We start from the raw sequence: 15,910 nt of genomic DNA, 5'->3' as shown, positions 1-15,910 counted from the left end.
CGTGGACATCGACGCGCTGCTACAGAGCCTCACCCGGGTGGTGACGGCGCTGTCCGCCACTGACCTCCGGTTCGCCGTGGCAGGTGGGCTCGCGGTGTACGCCCGCGGCGGACCGCCGTCGGAACACGACGTGGACCTGTTCCTGAAACCGCGCGACGCGCTGCGTGCCCGGCAGGTCCTCACCGAGGCGGGCATGCGGCCGGTCGATCCGCCGGAGGACTGGCTGACCAAGGTCTACGACGGCGATCGGCTGGTGGACCTGGTGTTCCGGCCGAACCACCGTCCGGTCACCGACGCGCTGCTCGACCGGGCGGAGCGGATGCGGATCGGCCCGACCGCCGCCGCGGTGGTGTCCGGCACCGACCTGATGACCGACAAACTGCTGGTGCTCGACGCGCACCGCTGCGACCTCGGCCCGCTCCTGGCCACCGCGCGGGATCTGCGTGAGCAGGTCGACTGGCCCGAGGTGGCCACGCAGACCGCCGGATCGCCCTACGCACGGGCGTTCCTGGCGTTGCTGACCGGACTGTCCGTGATCGACGGCAAGGAGACTGCCATGCTCGAAGCACCCCAGTACCTGGTCGCCCGGCTCGGCCGGGCACTCGCGGAGGATCCGCGGACCGCGGAACTCGGCGTGCACGTGACCGTGCGCGGTGATCAGGTGCACCTGATCGGCGAGGTCGCCTGCGCGGCACGGCGCGCCGAGCTGGACCGGGTGGTGGCCGAGCACCTGCACGGCGAACTGGTGCGCAACGACGTACGCGTGGCAGACCTGCGGGAACCCGTGCACGCGGAGGAGCTGGACCGATGAGGATCGCCGCGGTCGGCGACATCCACCTCGGCGAGGATTCCCAGGGGATGCTCCGGCCCGCCCTGCTGCGCCTCGCCGAGCACGCCGACGTGCTGCTGCTCGCCGGTGATCTGACCCGGCACGGCAGCCTGTCCGAGGCCCGGGTGGTCGCGGACGAGTTCTCCGGGCTGCCGGTGCCGGTCGCCGCGGTGCTGGGCAACCACGATCACCACAGCGACCGCCAGGACGACATCGCCGCACTGCTCACCGACACCGGCGTGACCGTGCTGGAGGGCGGTTCGGCCACTTTCGAGCTGCCCGGCGGCACCCTGGGCGTGGCGGGGGTCAAGGGCTTCGGCGGCGGCTTCGCGGGCAAATGCGCCAGCCGCTTCGGCGAACGCGAGATGAAGGATTTCGTGGAGCACACGATGGCCTCCGCCGACCGGCTGCGCGAGGCGCTGGCCGAGCTGGACACCGACGTCGTGGTGGCACTGACGCACTACTCACCCATCGCCGGCACCCTGCACGGCGAACCACCGGAGATCCACCCGTTCCTGGGTTCCTACCTGTTGTGCGAGCCCATCGACGCCCTTCCTGCCGACCTCGCGCTGCACGGCCACGCGCACTTCGGCTGCGAGCACGGCGTGACCCCGGGCGGGGTGCGCGTGCGCAATGTGGCGCAACCGGTCATCCGAGCGGCCTACGCGACGTACTCCCTCGCCCCGCAGCCGGCGGGAGCGCCGGGCTGAACCGGCGCCCCCAGCCGATCACGACGCCGGGTACTGCGCGCGGCTCAGTACCTCCGCCAGATGCACCGCGTTCCGCACCAGCGTGGCGTTCGTCGAGGCGACCGGCTCCGGGGTCTCGTCGAGGTCCTGGTAGTCGCCACCCTGCATGGCCTCGCCGTTCCAGTACGTGGCGCCCTGCGCCGGAATGCTGAACCCGGTGTCGTTGAGGGCCTGGAAGAGGTCGGCGATGATCTTGTGCGCGCCGTCCTCGTTGCCGACCACCGCGGCGACCGCGACCTTGCCGAACAGCCCGGGGCGGCCTTCGTCGTCGGTTTCGGACAGCTCCGCGTCCAGCCGCTCCAGCACCCGTTGCGCCACGCTGGACGGATGCCCCACCCAGGTGGGCGTGGTGATCAGCAGGATGTCCGCGTCGTGGACCTTGCGGCGGATGTCCGGCCACTGGTCCCCCTCACCCATGTCGGCTTCGACGCCAGGCCGCACGTCGTGGTCCACCACGCGCACGACCTCGCCGGTCACCTTCCGTTCGGCGAACTGGTCGAGCAGCTGCCGTGCGATCAGGTCACTGCTGGAACGCGCCGGGGACGGTTTCAAGGTGCACACGAGCGCGAGAACACGCATTCAGGGCCTCCTGGGAGTCGTGCCCACGCCGATCCGGGTGAACCCGGCGCCGGCGAGGGACTGCGGGTCGAGCAGGTTGCGGGCGTCCACGACCACCCGCCGGTCGACGGACGCGGCGAGCCGCCGCCAGTCCAGTTCGCGGAATTCCGGCCATTCGGTGAGCACCACGCAGGCCGCGGCGTCCTTCGCGACCAGGTACGGATCGTCCACGACCTGCACTCCGTCCACACCGGACCGCACCGCAGGGTCGTAGGCGGTCACTTCGGCGCCGTGGCGAGCCAGGGCGGTGGCGACCGCGACCGCGGGCGAATCACGCAGGTCGCCGGTACCGGCCTTGAAAGCCAGGCCCAGCACACCGATCCGCACGCCGGACAGCTCGCCGTCCGGACGGCCGGTGGCCGCGAGCCGCACCGCGCGGACCATCCGCGTCCGCTGCCGGTCGTTCACCCGGACCGCCTCGCGGAGGAGGGCGAAGTCGACGCCCGCCTCCTCGGCGGCATACGCGAGTGCACTGGTGTCCTTGGGCAGGCACGAGCCGCCCCAGCCCGGTCCGGGGGCGAGGAAGGCCGAGCCGATCCGCTCGTCCATCCCCATCACCGCGGTGACGTCGTGGACGTCGGCGCCGCAGTGTTCGCACAGCTCCGCGAGAACGTTCACATAGGACGCCTTCACCGCGAGGAACCCGTTGCTGGCGTACTTCGCCAGCTCGGCACTCGCGGTTCCGGTCCGCACGACGGGTGCGCCGGTCGGTGCGTACAGGTTTGCGACGCGGTGGGCGGCCGGGGAATCCGGTGGGTCGGCACCGAGCACGATCCGGTCCGGGTGCAGGAAGTCCCGTACCGCACGGCCTTCCCGCAGGAACTCCGGATTGCTCACCACGGCGATGTCCGGACGTCCGAGGTAGCCGGGGATCCGCGGCGCGGTGCCCACCGGCACGGTCGACTTGGTCACGACGACCGCGTCCGGAGCCAGCACCGGGCCCAGCCGGGCGAGCGACGACCGGAGCATGTCCAGGTCCGGCTCCCCGTTCACGCCGGGTGGGGTCGGCAGGCAAAGCACCACCAGCTCCGCGTCGGCGAGGACTTCGGGATCCGTGCCGAACGCGAGCGTGCCCGCGGCGAGCCCTTCCGCGACGAGCTCGGCCAGGTCCGGCTCGGCGAGGTCCACCTCGCCGGCGCGGAGCCGCCCGACCTTGGCCGCGTCGGTGTCCACACAGGACACGCGATGGCCCAGCCGGGCCAGGCAGGCGGCACTGGTCAGGCCGACGTACCCGGCTCCGACCACTCCGATCCGCTCACCCATGCCGTACCTCCTCCCGCAACCCCGAACGCACCGCCGACAGAACGTTTTCCTCGCCGAGCAACAGCAGTCCGGCGTCCGGTTCCGCACCGTGCGGGTCGCCCACGTCGCCGACCCACAGGACCACGTGTTGCGAAGCGTCCGGCGGCGGGCCCCAGCGTCGCGGTGGGGTCGGTCCGAACAGCAGTACCGACGGCGTGCCGAACGCGGTGGCGAGGTGGCCCAGTCCCGTATCTCCACAAAGGACCAACGCGGCTCCGGACACCAGCGCGGCCAGGTCCGCGAGTCCCGTTGTCCCGGCGAGCACCGTGTCGGCGCCGAGTCCCGCCGCCGCGGCGACCTCCTGTGCCAAGTCCTTCTCGGACTCACCACCGGTCAGCACGACGCGATGGCCTTCGGCCGCGAGTGCCTTCGCCACCGCGGCGAACCGTTCCGGCGGCCAGCGCCGTGCCGGATAGGCCGCGCCGGGGTGGATGACGACGGCACCCGGCGCCGGGCTCGGACCGGGCGGCGGCGGCAGATGCAGGTCACCGCGGCCCGCTGCGACGTGCCCGTATTCGAGAAGACGGCACCAGCGGTCGACCTCGTGCCGGTCGGGATCCCAGTCCGGGCCCGGTACTTCGGGCACGGCCGGGTGCCGATGGGTGAGCAGCCCGGCCGGCCGGGTGGCCCGCAGATCGCGGATGCTCTCCGGTCCGCGGCCGTGCAGGTTCACCGCGAGCCGGGGCGGCGGACCGGGCCAGCGCAACGCGCCGAGTCCCGGCGTGGGCAGCAGCTCGTCCACCGCGTCGACCAGCTCCACCAGGTCCCGCAGCCATTCCGGCGCGGCGAGCACGAGGCGTTCGTCCGGATACGCCTGGCGCAGGCCGCGCAAGGCGGGGACCGCGGTGAGCAGATCGCCGATACCGAGCGCCCGCAGCACCAGCACGCCGCTGCTCATGGCCAGGACCCTTCTTCCGACGCACACACGACCAGCTCCCGCACCTCCGCGCCGAGCGGCTGCGAAAGGGCGAACACCACGGTGTCCGCGACATGTTCGGGCTGGTTGAGTTTCGCGTCGGCTGGTGGCCGGTACTGTTCGGTGCGGTCGTCGAAGAAGTGCGTCCACATGCCGCCGGGCACGAGCATCGTCACGCCGACGCGTCCGGCCAGTTCCGCGGCCAGTGCACGCGAGAAGCCGACCACGCCGAACTTCGAAGCGCAGTAAGCCGTCGCGTCGCCCACTGCTTTGATGCCCAGGGTGGAGGCGACCGTGACCACGGTGCCCTGACTGCGTTCCAGGTAGGGCAACGCCGCGCGCACTACCGCGGCCGTGCCGAGCAGGTTGACGTGTACGACGCGTTCCCAGTCTTTGGCCGGAACCTCGCCGAGTGGACCGCAGGAGTCGATTCCGGCGGCAGTCACCACTCCGTCGAGTCCGCCGGCGCGTTCGGCGAGGGTACGCACCGCTTCTTCGGCGGCCGAGGAATCGGCGAGGTCGGCCTGGGCGAACTCGACGTCGGCCGCGGGCCGCGCCAGGTCGAGGACGTACGGCGTGCCACCGGCAGCGCGGACCGCGTCGACGGTCGCGGCGCCGAGGCCGGAAGCTCCGCCGGTGATCAGGATGTTGCCGAGGGTTCGCATCGGTCTCCTTCGTCGGGGGGTTCGTGTGGGGGGTCGTGTGGTTTCACTGCCCGGCGGCCGCGGCGACCAGCCGGGTCGTGGAGTAGCCGGGCAGGGTCGGGACCAGGACGACCTCGCCGCCGTGGCGTGCCACCACTTCCCGTTCGGGCATGGCCACGTCGGCGTAGTCACCGCCCTTGACCCAGACCTGGGGCCGCAGCCGTTCCAGCATCGCGGCCGGGGACGGTTCGTCGAACACCGCCACAGCGTCCACACAGCACAGTTCACTGAGCAGCCGGGCCCGGTCCTCGGCGGCCAGCAGCGGCCGGCCCGGGCCTTTCAACCGGCTCACCGAGCGGTCGGAGTTGAGGCACACCACCAACGCGTCGCCGAGCGCACGAGCCTGGCGCAGCAAGCTGATGTGCCCGGGATGCAACAGGTCGAAACAACCGCCTGTCGCCACGAGCTGACCACCCGAGGCCCGCACCTGCGCGGCGAGGGCGAAAGCGTCACCGGCCGGCATCGGCACGCGGACGTCCTCGACGGACAACGCTCCGGCACCGCCAGCGGCGACGAAGCGCGCCGCGGCCTCCACAGCGGCACGCACTGCCTCGTCGGCGGTCGCACCATCCAGCAACGTGGCCGCGGCGGCCGCTGCGAAGCGGTCCCCGGCACCACACGTGTCCGGGGTGGCCTTTCCGGTGACCCGCGCGGTTTCCGGTACCGGGATGACCCGTCCGCCGGATCCGTCGTCGTGCAGCGCCGCGCCCTGGTGGCCGAGGGTCACCGCGACCGCCTCGGAACTCCAGTGCCCCCGCAACTTCCGCGCCAGCTCGACCGGTTCACCTGCCTCGGGCACGATGGTCTCGGCCTCGCTCGAGTTCGGCGTCACCAACCGGACGCCCGGGACCGGTGCGGCGCCGCGGGGATGCGGGTCCCATACGATCGGGACTTCCCCGGCCAGTTCGGTCAGCAGCGCGCGCAAGCTCGGATTGCGGGTGAGCCCGCGGCCGTAGTCGGCAACCAAGATCGCGCCCGCACCACGCAACGTCCGCTTCACCCGGCTCGGCAGCGGTGCCGCCGAAGCGATGCCGTCTCCGGAATCCATGCGCAGCAAGGACTGTCCGGCGGCACGGACCCGGGTCTTCGAGACGGTGCCGCCCTCCAGCGGAAGTGCCGCCACCGTCGCTTCACAGCCGAGCAGTTCGGCGAGCGTCCGCCCGGCCGGATCGTCGCCGAGGGCGGTCACCAGCACGACGTCCGAAGTGGACCGCGCGGCGAGCACCGCGGCCAGGCCCGCGCCGCCCGGCCTGAGCCACTGCCGGGTCACATCCACCACCGGCACCGGCGCGTCCGGGCACAGCCGGTCCGCGGTGCCTTCCGCGTCCACGTCGAGGAACGTGTCCCCGACCACGACCAGCGGCTTCACGCCGGCACCCCCAGCGCGTCGTCGAGTGCTTCGCACAACGCGTGCACGAGGGCGAGGTGCAGTTCCTGCACGGTGGCGACGCTCGCCTCATCGACCGCCACGGCGTCGTCGCACAGCGCGGCGAGCGGGTTCGGCGCGGGGCCGGTGAGCGCCCAGGTCCGGACCCCCAGCTCGTGCGCGGCCTTCGCCGCGGCGACCACGTTCTGGCTGGTGCCACTGGTGGACAGGCAGATCAGGACGTCGCCGGGGCGGCCGTGCGCGTGGACCTGGCGGGCGAACAGTTCGTGCGCGCCGTAGTCGTTGCCGATCGCGGTCAGCGCCGAGGTGTCGGCGTGCAGGGCGATCGCCGAGAGCGGGCGGCGTTCGCGCCGGAACCGGCCGACGAGCTCGCCGGTCAGGTGCTGAGCTTCCGCGGCGCTTCCTCCGTTGCCGCAGGAAAGCACGCGGCCGCCGGCCGCGAAGACTCCGGCGAGCCGCTCGCCCCACGCGGTGATCCGCGGGACGGCGAAGCGCAGACGTTCGGCGGCCAGGCTGAGTTCGGCGAAATGATCTGCCATGACGGCACCTCCTCGGTGAATCGGCCAGGACGGGTCAGCAGCGGTGGCGCCGGAGCACGAACGGCCCGAGCGCCAGCAGGTCCACCGGCGCCGAACCGAAGCATTCGAGCGCGTCGCGCGGCGAATCGGCCATCGGGCGGCCCGCGGTGTTGAAACTCGTGTTGACCACGACCGGGAGCCCGGTGCGGCCGGCGAATCCGGACAGCATCCGGGCGGTGCGGGGATCGGTGGCGGGATCGACGGTCTGCACGCGGGCGGTACCGTCCACATGGGTCACCACCGGCAGCCGGTCCCGCCACCGCGGCGCGACGTCGTGCACGAACAGCATGTACGGGCTGGGCAACGGGCCACGGGTGAAGATCTCCCCGGCTCGTCCGGCGAGCACCATCGGCGCGACCGGGCGGAACTGCTCCCGGCCCTTGACGTCGTTCAGCCGCTCCAGATTCCGGGCGCGCCCCGGGTGCGCGAGCAGCGAACGATGGCCGAGGGCGCGCGGGCCGAACTCGGCGCGGCCCTGGAACCAGGCCACGATCCGGTCTTCGGCCAGCGCCTCCGCCACCACGTCCGCGACGTCCTCGGGACGTTCGTAGGACAGATCCGCCTCGCGCAGCACGGTTTCCAGCTCTTCGTCGGTCCACTCGCGACCCAGCCCGGCGTCGCCCATCGGCTCGACCTGGTCACCGGCGTCGGCCGCCAGCTGCAGTGCGGCGCCGAGTGCGGTACCGGCGTCTCCGGCCGCGGGCTGCACCCAGACCCGGTCGAACGGCCCTTCGTCGTGCAGGCGGGTGTTGGCCACGCAGTTCAACGCGATCCCACCGGCCAGAGCGAGGTTCTGCTGGCCGGTGCGTTCGTGCAGCCAGCCGGCGAGGTCCAGCAGCACGTTCTCCACGACCCGCTGCACACTCGCCGCCAGGTCGGCGTGCCGACGGGTCAGTTCCTCGCCGGCGGGCCGGTGCGGGGCGAGCGCGGCCCAGTCGATCGGCTCGGTGCGGAAACCGCCGTCACCCGTGGCATGCACGCGTTCGGTCAGGTAGTCCAGGTAGACCGGCGCGCCGTAGGAGGCCAGCGCCATGATCTTGTACTCGTCGCTGGAGCGGGCGAATCCCAGGTGCTCGGTGAGGTCCTCGTAGAACAACCCCAGTGAATACGGAAGCCGTTGTGCGGCAAGTTCTTTGAACCGGCCTTCGCGGTATTCGCCGGCCAGGTACGACGTGCTCTCGCCGCGGCCGTCGGCCACCAGGACCGCGCAGTCGCCGAACGGTGCCGCCAAGGCCGCCGAAGCCGCGTGCGCGACGTGGTGCCGGACGAACCGCACCGAGGACGGGTCGAGTCCGGGAAGTTCGCTCCGCAGGAACAGCGGTGCCCGGCGGGCGAAATCCGTCCGCAGCTGCTCACCGCTCGGGTCGTGCCCGGCCAGCCCGGGCTCCACCAGATCGGGATCGTAGGAGAACCCGACAGCATCGACGTCGGCCGCGGTCAGCCCGGCTTGCGCCAGGCACCAGCGTGCCGCCTGCGCGGGTTGTTCCCACGTGGAAAAGGGCACTGCCTGCTTGCCGTGCTTGCGGCGGCTGAATCGCTCCTCCTCGGCCGCTGCCACGATCCGCCCGTCGACCACGAGTGCCGCCGCGGGGTCGTGGAACACCGCGTTGATGCCCAGGAAACGCACCGCTCACCTCTTCTCGCCCGTGCGGGCCACTGCGGCCCGCCGTCGGAGAAGCGCTACCCGGCGAAGTCACGGATAAACGGATTGGGCCGGAAACCCCAGGACGTCGCTACTCACCGCAGCGGCGAACCAGTCCGCGGTGCGGCGCAAGCCTTCCCCGGCCGCCACCGTGGGTGCCCAGCCGAGCACGCGGCGCGCCAGCGTGATGTCCGGGCAACGCCGGTGCGGATCGTCGACGGCCGCCGCGACGTGCACGATCGACGACCTGGATCCGGTGAGCGCGATGACGTACTCGGCGATCTCCCGGACGGACATTTCGTGTGGATTGCCGAGATTGACCGGGCCGGAATGCGCCGAGGACGCCAGCGCCAGCAAACCACGCACAGTGTCGTCGACGTAGCACAACGACCGCGTCTGCGCCCCGGTACCGGCCACGGTCAGCGGCTGCCCGCTCAGCGCCTGGGTCAGGAACGCCGGGATCATCCGGCCGTCCCCGGGACGCATGCCGGGGCCGTAAGTGTTGAAGATGCGGGCGACGCCGGTGTTCGCGCCCCGGCTGCGGCGCATCGCGAACGTCAGCGCTTCGGCGTAGCGCTTCGCCTCGTCGTACACGCTGCGCGGACCGATCGGATTGACGTTGCCCCAGTACGTTTCGCGCTGCGGATGTTCCAGCGGATCGCCGTAGACCTCGCTCGTGGAGGCGAGCACGAACCGGGCTCCGGCCGCGAGAGCGAGCGCGTGCTCGGTGCCGAGCGCCCCGGCACGCAGCGTTTCCACCGGCCGGTCGAGGTAGTCCCGCGGGGACGCCGGTGACGCCAGGTGGAAGACCACGTCCGGGGCGTCCGCGACGGGAATCGGTTCGGTCACGTCGTGTTCCAGCACCGTGAATCCGGAACGCCCGGCCAGTTCGTCCAGCGCACCGGGCAGAGCGGTGACGAAGTTGTCCACGGCGGTCACCGCACATCCTTCGTCGAGCAATTGCGCGCACAGCCGCGCACCCACGAATCCAGCACCGCCTGTGACGACCGCGTGGGAGAAGACCATGCGACAGCGAGTACCCGCCTACCCGGCAGTTAACCGGGGGCCTGCCCGGGTAACCGGTTGTCATGCGAGTACTGCTGACCGGCTGGGCCGGATTCACCCGCGGTGAAGCCTCCGCGGGCGACGTGCTGAGCCTGCACGCGGTGAGCGACACCCTCACCGAGGCCGGGATCGCCCACGTGACCGCGTGGAGTCCCGGATTCCTCCCCGGCGAACCGTCGCTCGACGACTGTCCCCCGGAGGACTTCACCCACCTCGTGTTCGCCTGCGGGCCCCTGCACGGCGACCAGGTCCGGGAGCTGCACGAACGGTACGCGGGCTGCGCCCGAATCGCCGTCGGCGTCTCCGTACCGGATCCGGCCGACCCCGCGGCGACCGGTTTCGACGCGGTGTTCCCCCGCGACGACGGCGACGCCCGCAGCGCCGACCTCTCCCTGGCCGGCCGGGTCGGCTCGCCGCCCGTGGTGGCCGTGGTCCTCGCGCCGGACCAGCCGGAATACGGCGACGCACGCCGGCATTCGGCGGTGCACGACACACTCACCGAGTGGCTGCGTTCGGTCGACTGCGGACGGATCCCGCTCGACACCCGGCTGGCCACCGACGACTGGCGGCACTGCGCGACACCGGACCAGTTCGTCGCCGTGCTGTCCCGGGTGGACGTGGTGGTCAGCACGCGGCTGCACGGCCTCGTCCTCGGACTCAAGGCGGGCATCCCGGTGCTCGCCGTCGACCCGATCGCAGGTGGCGGGAAGGTGAGTGCGCAAGGAGCCGTGCTCGACTGGCCGGTGCTGCCCGCCGACTCCACCCCGGACGATCTCACCGCCCGGCTCGACTGGTGCTGCTGCGCCGAAGCCCGGGCAAGGGCTGCCGGGGAGCACCCGTTTCCGGGACCGCTGGGCGAACTCGTCGGCGAGCTGAAAGGACTGTCGTGAGCCGCACCACCGTCGTCGTCGCCACCCGTAACCGGGCCGGCGAACTGGATCGCACCCTGCATCGACTGACCACAATGGACCCGAAGCCACCGGTCATCGTGCTCGACAACGGTTCTGTCGACGAGACCGCCCGGGTCGCCGCTTCATACGAAGGCGAAGGCGTCCGGGTGATCCGCAGCCCCCGCAACCACGGCGCCGCCGCCCGTACGCAGGGGGTCATCGCAGCCCGGACACCGTACGTGGCGTTCAGCGACGACGACTCGTGGTGGGCCGCGGACGCGTTGCCACGGGCGGAGAACCTGTTCGACGCCCATCCCGGACTCGCGCTGATCGCCGGCCGTACGCTCGTCGGTCCGGACGAGCGCGAGGATCCCGTGACCCCGGCACTCGAACACAGTCCACTCGGGACTCCGGCGGACGCGCCCGGCCCCCTGGTGCTCGGGTTCCTCGCCTGTTCGGCGGTCGTGCGCCGCACCGCGTTCCTGCAAGCCGGCGGATTCAGTTCGATGCTGCATTTCGGGGCCGAGGAACAACTTCTGGCCTACGACCTGGCCGCCGCGGGCTGGCAGCTGTGCTACGTGCCGGACGTGGTCGCGCACCACCATCCGTCGCCGTCCCGCCCGTCGGCGAGCTGGCGACACCGGGCGGAGGCCCGCAACCAGCTGCTGATCGGCTGGCTGCGCCGGCCCGGCGCGGTATGTGCCACCCAGCTCCGGCACTTCGCGCGAAGCGCCGGACACGAGCCCTCGTTGCTCGGCGCCTTGCCCACGGCGTTGCTCCGGCTCCCACGCGCACTCGCCCGACGACGGGTACTGCCCGACTCCGTGGAACAGCAAGCCCGGACGCTGGAGGGATGAACGTGCACCGCGCCTCGTTCGTGATGATCACGCACAACCGGCGAGAGCAGCTGCGGGAAACGCTCACGCAGCTCACCGCGCTTCCCGAACAGCCGCCGATCTTCGTGGTGGACAATGCTTCCGAGGACGGTACAGCGGACCTGGTCGCCCGCGAGTTTCCCGCTGTGCGGCTGCTGCGTTCGTCGCGCAACCTCGGTGCGGTGGGCCGCAATCTGGCGGTCCAGGAGGTGACCACGCCGTACGTGGCGTTCTGCGACGACGACACCCGTTGGCAGCCCGGCGCGCTCACCCGCGCCTCCGACGTCCTCGACGCGAATCCCGAACTGGCCTCCGTCACCGGACGCTGCCTCGTCGAACCCGAGCTGCGGGAGGACCCGATCACCCCGGAGATGCGGTATTCGCCCGTGCCCGCGCCGGACTGGCTGCCCGGTCCGGCGTTGCTGGGCATCATGGCCGGGCTGAGCACCTTCCGGGTGAGCGCGTTCCGGGAAGTGGGCGGGTTCTCGCCGCGGTTCTGGCTGGGCGGCGAAGAAGAACTGCTGGCGCTGGACCTGGCCGCGCGCGGCTGGTGGATGTGCTGGCGGGAGGACGTCGTGATTCACCACGCCCCGTCGCGCGTGCGCGATGCCCGACGACGCCGGGCGCTGGGCATCCGGAACACCTTGTGGACGCTGATGCTGCGGCGGCCGTGGCCGTCGGTCCTCCGCCGGGCCGCCGCCGTTCTCGCCAGCGCACCCCGGGACCGCACGACGCTGGCCGCGGTGGCCGAAAGCCTGCGCGGCCTGCCTTGGGTGCTGCGGGAACGTTCCGTCGTACCGGCCGAGGTCGAACGCGGGTTACGGCTTCTCGAAGAACCCCAGCGGAACTCGGCCGCCCGCCGCTACGTCGGCTGACCGGGTCCGGGTAACGGCGTACGTACGCCGTTACCCGGACCCGGTCAGCGTCCGCCGACGTGGCTCAGCTCCCCGGTGGGGAGCACCGCTTGGTAGGCCCGCAAGGTCTCCTCCGCGACGCGGTCCCAGGAGTACCGTGCGTGCACGCGTTCCTGCCCCGCCGCGCCGAAGGCTTCCACCTCGGCCGGTTCGGCGAGCAGCTCCCGCAGGCACGTGGCCAGCTTCTTCGGTGACCGGGGCGGGACCAGCCGGCCGGTCACCCCGTCGACCACGGTGTCGGTGAGACCGCCGACCGCGGTCGCCACCACGGGCACGCTGCAGGCCATCGCCTCCAGCGGCACGATGCCGAACGGTTCGTACCACGGCGTGCACACCACCGCGTCCGCGGAACGCAGCAGGGCCGGCATGTCGTCGCGGGCCACCTGCCCCACCAGGTGCACCCGGTCGGCCACCCCCAGCCGCTCGGCCAGCCGGCGCAGCCGCTGCACCTCGGGATCCGCCTCGAAGGCGTCCGAGTCCGGTCCGCCCGCGATCACCAGTTCGGTGTTCTGCACCAAGGGCAGTGCGGCGATCGCGAGGTCGAATCCCTTGCGCGGCACCAGCCGTCCGACCGCGACCAGCCGCCGCGCCGCGGTCCGCGGCGCGGCAGGGCCGTCCACGTCGAACCGGCTCAGATCGACACCACACGGCACGATCGACATCCGGTGCCGCGGCACCCCCTGGTGGGCCAGTTCGAGCACCTCCTCCGAACAGGTCGCGACGATCCGGCCGGCCTGCCTGCCGATCATCCGCTCGAGCCGGATCCGGTCCGCCGGGCTGGTGTCGGCCTTGCCCTGGTAGCGGCGCTTCACCACGCCGAGGGCGTGGAACGTCTGCACGGTCGGGATTCCGTGCTCGCCGGCGGCCAGCGCGGTGGCCAGACCGGACATCCAGAAGTGCGCGTGCGCGAGATCCGGCGGAGCGTCCACCCAGTCGTCGCGCAGCCGGCTGCCGAACTCCCCCATGTGCGGCAGCAGTTCGTCCTTCGGCAGCACGCGCGGCGGACCGGCGGGCACGTGCCGCACCCGGTAGCCCGCTGGGGTCTGCACCTGCGCAGGGGCCCTCTTGTCGTCCCGTCGCGTGTAGACGGTCACGTCGTGCCCGAGCCGGGTCAACGCCGCGGACAGCTCGGCGACGTGCACGTTCTGGCCGCCCGCGTCCGCACCGCCGAGTGCGGCGAGCGGACTGGCGTGCTCGGACACCATGGCGATCTTCATCGGGCTCCTTCCAGGGCAGGGACGGTCTCGTCGAGCAGGTGGTCCCACCGCGCCAGGAAGGCACCGAGACCGTGGTGACGCAGCACGTGTTCGCGAGCGGCTTTCCCTGCCAGCACGGCGAAATCCGGTTCGTGGATCAGTTCGCGGAACCGGCGCGCGAGTACGGACACGTCCGCGGACACGACGCCGGCCTCGGGCGGGACCGTCGACGGCGCCTCGGTGGCCGCCGCGACCACCACCGGCATGCCCAGGTGCATGGCTTCCAGCAGGGACAGCCCGAGCGAGGTCCAGCGCGCCGGATGCAGGTAGACCCGCCGCCGCGCCAGCTCGTCGTGCAGCCGGGGCGGCGGCACGTCCCCCTGGCCGCCGGGCAGCTGCCCCGTTCCCATGCCGAAAACGTGCACCGGCGCGATCTCCCGGAACCCGGGCAGCAGGTCGGCCCCGGTGACCCGGGCGCGGCGCACCGGCTCGTTGATCATCGTCGCGCCTGCCGCGAGTTCGCCGGTGTAGCGCTCCCCGGGGTCCGGGATGCCGTGCGGAACCACTTCCACCGGTGCGATCCCGTTGTCCCACATGAGCGCGTTGAAGTGCGTGACGTGCACCAGGCGCACCACGTCCTGTCCGGCCAGCGGATGACGTGATCCCGCGGCGGTGTCCCGGGGCGCATTGTGCTCGACGTACACCGCGGGCACCCGGGAACCCAGCTGCCGCCGGACGATCGGGATCTCCTCCGGCCGTTGCAGCACCACCACGTCCGGCTGGGCCGAGGCCAGCCGCTCGAGCGGAACTTCCGTCACCGACGGCCACGGCCTCCCCGCCCGGCCCAGTCCCCACGGCGCGCCCTCGGCGCTCACCGGGACGAAGTACTCGTGCCGGCCGCGGACGAAGGCGTCGGTCCACGCGCCGTGCACGTGCCAGAGCAGGATCCTCATGCCTGATTCATAGCCCGTGGATTCGCCGTTAAACCTGGCCACAGAACGGGTACCCAGCCGTCCTGGGCCGCTTGATCAGGCCACGTCGAGCACGGTCTTGAGCCAGCCCTCTTCCCTGCGGTCGAACGTCTCGTACGCCTCGATCGCCGACGTCGGCGCCTCGTGCTGGGTCACGAACGTCAGCGGGTCCACCACGCCGGTGTGCACCAGGTCGAGCAGTTCCGGCAGGTACCGCCGGTGGTTGCAGTTGCCCATGTGCAGCGTCAGGTTCTTGTTCATCGCGGCGCCGAACGGGAAGGCGTCGAACGTCGGCGGGTACACCCCGATCACGCCGATCGTGCCCGCCTTGGCCACCGCATCCACCGCCCAGCGCGCGGCCTGGCTCGGCGCGTTGCCGGGCACCCAGGTGTCGCTGTCCGGTGCCTCGGCCACCCGCTCCTGTTCGAACTGGGCGGCCTGCTCCGCCGACTTTCCGGCGGCGGGCCCCGAAGACGGCCGCTGCGCGTCGACGCCGACCGCGTCGATGACCCGGTCCACACCGATCCCGCCGGTCAGCTCCCGCACCAGCGCGACCGGATCGTCCTCGTCGAAGTTCACCGGTTCGGCCTGCTGCGCACGCGCCTTCTCCAGCCGGGACGCGAGCCGGTCGACCACGAACACCCGGCCGGCCCCCTGCCGTTTCGCCGAGGCGATCGCGAACTGACCCACCACGCCGGCGCCGAGAACGAGCACGCTGTCCCCCTCGCCGACCTCCGCCAGCCGCGCACCGAACCACGCCGTCGGAAAGATGTCGGACAGCAAGATCGCCTGGTCGTCGGTCACCTCGTCGGGGATCCGCACCAGCGAGGTCATCGCGAACGGCACCCGCGCGTACTCCGCCTGCAGCCCGTCGACCGGTCCGGTGCCCTCTGGGCCGCCGAAGAAGCAGGTTCCCGCCGACGGGCCGTTCGGATTCGCTCGGTCGCACTGCGCGTAGTACCCGGCACGGCAGTAGGAACAGGTGCCGCAGCCGATCGTGGACGGGATCACCACCCGGTCGCCTGGTGCGAAGCCCCGCACCGCGGGGCCGACGTCCTGGACGACGCCCACCGCTTCGTGACCGAGTACCGTTCCCTGCACCATGCCGGGCATCGTGCCCCGGACGAGATGCAGATCGGTCCCGCAGATCGCACTGCGGGTGATCGCGACGATGGCGTCGCTCGGTTCGAGAATCTTCGGATCGGGCACCTCGTCGAGCCGGATGTCGCCGACTCCGTGCCACACCACTGCTTTCACCGGTTCTCCTCCTGTTT

At 71.9% G+C, this 15,910-nt stretch carries 16 protein-coding genes; 5 read left to right on the top strand and 11 right to left on the bottom strand.

Annotated features, from left to right (window positions below):
- Nucleotide 1 precedes the first annotated feature (1 nt).
- The gene (locus BJY18_RS32795; RefSeq protein ID WP_184783733.1) at nucleotides 2-811 is read left to right on the top strand and encodes a hypothetical protein; all 810 of its coding nucleotides are present in this window, start codon (nucleotides 2-4) and stop codon (nucleotides 809-811) included.
- Nucleotides 808-1,539, top strand: a complete 732-nt coding sequence (locus tag BJY18_RS32790) for a metallophosphoesterase family protein (protein ID WP_184783732.1) — start codon at nucleotides 808-810, stop codon at nucleotides 1,537-1,539. Before BJY18_RS32795 ends, BJY18_RS32790 begins: the two co-directional genes overlap by 4 nt.
- A gap of 18 nt (nucleotides 1,540-1,557) precedes the next feature.
- Here the strand turns inward: BJY18_RS32790 and BJY18_RS32785 are convergent, their stop codons facing one another.
- The 8 genes from BJY18_RS32785 to BJY18_RS32750 form a co-directional block, all read right to left on the bottom strand.
- A complete protein-coding gene (locus tag BJY18_RS32785) occupies nucleotides 1,558-2,157 on the bottom strand; it encodes a flavodoxin family protein (protein WP_184783731.1) in 600 nt (199 codons plus the stop codon).
- On the bottom strand, nucleotides 2,158-3,459 hold the full coding sequence (locus tag BJY18_RS32780) for a UDP-glucose dehydrogenase family protein (protein ID WP_184783730.1): 1,302 nt from the start codon (nucleotides 3,457-3,459) through the stop codon (nucleotides 2,158-2,160).
- Nucleotides 3,452-4,396, bottom strand: coding sequence for a glycosyltransferase family 9 protein (locus BJY18_RS32775; RefSeq protein ID WP_184783729.1), 945 nt, complete (start codon nucleotides 4,394-4,396; stop codon nucleotides 3,452-3,454). Before BJY18_RS32775 ends, BJY18_RS32780 begins: the two co-directional genes overlap by 8 nt.
- On the bottom strand, nucleotides 4,393-5,079 hold the full coding sequence (locus BJY18_RS32770) for an SDR family oxidoreductase (RefSeq protein ID WP_184783728.1): 687 nt from the start codon (nucleotides 5,077-5,079) through the stop codon (nucleotides 4,393-4,395). Before BJY18_RS32770 ends, BJY18_RS32775 begins: the two co-directional genes overlap by 4 nt.
- A gap of 43 nt (nucleotides 5,080-5,122) precedes the next feature.
- A complete protein-coding gene (locus tag BJY18_RS32765; RefSeq protein WP_184783727.1) occupies nucleotides 5,123-6,487 on the bottom strand; it encodes a PfkB family carbohydrate kinase in 1,365 nt (454 codons plus the stop codon).
- Nucleotides 6,484-7,044: a D-sedoheptulose-7-phosphate isomerase gene (locus tag BJY18_RS32760; RefSeq protein ID WP_184783726.1), complete on the bottom strand. Its 561-nt coding sequence runs from the start codon at nucleotides 7,042-7,044 to the stop codon at nucleotides 6,484-6,486. The genes BJY18_RS32765 and BJY18_RS32760 overlap by 4 nt, the downstream gene beginning before the upstream one ends.
- Before the next feature lie 34 nt (nucleotides 7,045-7,078).
- Nucleotides 7,079-8,710 carry a carbamoyltransferase family protein gene (locus tag BJY18_RS32755; RefSeq protein WP_184783725.1) on the bottom strand — a complete coding sequence of 544 codons (1,632 nt, stop codon included), beginning with the start codon at nucleotides 8,708-8,710 and terminating at the stop codon, nucleotides 7,079-7,081.
- Between the two features lie 66 nt (nucleotides 8,711-8,776).
- Nucleotides 8,777-9,751 (bottom strand): NAD-dependent epimerase/dehydratase family protein, encoded by a 975-nt coding sequence (locus tag BJY18_RS32750; protein WP_184783724.1) that lies wholly within the window; start codon nucleotides 9,749-9,751, stop codon nucleotides 8,777-8,779.
- Nucleotides 9,752-9,813: 62 nt separating this feature from the next.
- Between BJY18_RS32750 and BJY18_RS32745 the strand changes: the two genes are divergently transcribed.
- Genes BJY18_RS32745 through BJY18_RS32735 form a run of 3 tightly spaced genes read left to right on the top strand, consistent with a single transcriptional unit; the run spans nucleotide 9,814 to nucleotide 12,430 of the window.
- On the top strand, nucleotides 9,814-10,680 hold the full coding sequence (locus tag BJY18_RS32745; protein ID WP_184783723.1) for a polysaccharide pyruvyl transferase family protein: 867 nt from the start codon (nucleotides 9,814-9,816) through the stop codon (nucleotides 10,678-10,680).
- Entirely contained in the window at nucleotides 10,677-11,537 is an 861-nt protein-coding gene (locus tag BJY18_RS32740) for a glycosyltransferase family 2 protein (protein WP_184783722.1), read from the top strand. Before BJY18_RS32745 ends, BJY18_RS32740 begins: the two co-directional genes overlap by 4 nt.
- 2 nt (nucleotides 11,538-11,539) lie before the next feature.
- Nucleotides 11,540-12,430, top strand: coding sequence for a glycosyltransferase family 2 protein (locus BJY18_RS32735; RefSeq protein ID WP_184784995.1), 891 nt, complete (start codon nucleotides 11,540-11,542; stop codon nucleotides 12,428-12,430).
- A 44-nt stretch (nucleotides 12,431-12,474) separates the two neighbouring features.
- Here BJY18_RS32735 and BJY18_RS32730 read toward each other — a convergent pair whose 3' ends face one another.
- The 3 genes from BJY18_RS32730 to BJY18_RS37870 form a co-directional block, all read right to left on the bottom strand.
- Nucleotides 12,475-13,686 (bottom strand): glycosyltransferase, encoded by a 1,212-nt coding sequence (locus tag BJY18_RS32730; protein ID WP_184783721.1) that lies wholly within the window; start codon nucleotides 13,684-13,686, stop codon nucleotides 12,475-12,477.
- Nucleotides 13,683-14,618 carry a glycosyltransferase gene (locus BJY18_RS32725; protein WP_184783720.1) on the bottom strand — a complete coding sequence of 312 codons (936 nt, stop codon included), beginning with the start codon at nucleotides 14,616-14,618 and terminating at the stop codon, nucleotides 13,683-13,685. Before BJY18_RS32725 ends, BJY18_RS32730 begins: the two co-directional genes overlap by 4 nt.
- A gap of 75 nt (nucleotides 14,619-14,693) precedes the next feature.
- On the bottom strand, nucleotides 14,694-15,893 hold the full coding sequence (locus BJY18_RS37870) for a zinc-dependent alcohol dehydrogenase (RefSeq protein ID WP_184783719.1): 1,200 nt from the start codon (nucleotides 15,891-15,893) through the stop codon (nucleotides 14,694-14,696).
- Nucleotides 15,894-15,910 lie beyond the last annotated feature (17 nt).

The sequence above is a fragment of the Amycolatopsis jiangsuensis genome, assembly GCF_014204865.1.
GTDB lineage: Bacteria > Actinomycetota > Actinomycetes > Mycobacteriales > Pseudonocardiaceae > Amycolatopsis > Amycolatopsis jiangsuensis.
Note: the sequence above shows the minus strand (reverse complement) of the source record. Positions and strands in the feature narration are given on the sequence as shown.

Excerpts from the sequence above, each read along its gene's own strand:
- BJY18_RS32770 (WP_184783728.1), bottom strand. The coding sequence starts at position 5,079 with ATGCGAACCCTCGGCAACATCCTGATCACCGGCGGAGCTTCCGGCCTC.
- BJY18_RS32760 (WP_184783726.1), bottom strand. The coding sequence starts at position 7,044 with ATGGCAGATCATTTCGCCGAACTCAGCCTGGCCGCCGAACGTCTGCGC.
- BJY18_RS32730 (WP_184783721.1), bottom strand. The coding sequence starts at position 13,686 with ATGAAGATCGCCATGGTGTCCGAGCACGCCAGTCCGCTCGCCGCACTC.
- BJY18_RS32745 (WP_184783723.1), top strand. The coding sequence starts at position 9,814 with ATGCGAGTACTGCTGACCGGCTGGGCCGGATTCACCCGCGGTGAAGCC.
- BJY18_RS32775 (WP_184783729.1), bottom strand. The coding sequence starts at position 4,396 with ATGAGCAGCGGCGTGCTGGTGCTGCGGGCGCTCGGTATCGGCGATCTG.
- BJY18_RS32725 (WP_184783720.1), bottom strand. The coding sequence starts at position 14,618 with ATGAGGATCCTGCTCTGGCACGTGCACGGCGCGTGGACCGACGCCTTC.
- BJY18_RS32750 (WP_184783724.1), bottom strand. The coding sequence starts at position 9,751 with ATGGTCTTCTCCCACGCGGTCGTCACAGGCGGTGCTGGATTCGTGGGT.
- BJY18_RS32790 (WP_184783732.1), top strand. The coding sequence starts at position 808 with ATGAGGATCGCCGCGGTCGGCGACATCCACCTCGGCGAGGATTCCCAG.
- BJY18_RS32780 (WP_184783730.1), bottom strand. The coding sequence starts at position 3,459 with ATGGGTGAGCGGATCGGAGTGGTCGGAGCCGGGTACGTCGGCCTGACC.
- BJY18_RS32785 (WP_184783731.1), bottom strand. The coding sequence starts at position 2,157 with ATGCGTGTTCTCGCGCTCGTGTGCACCTTGAAACCGTCCCCGGCGCGT.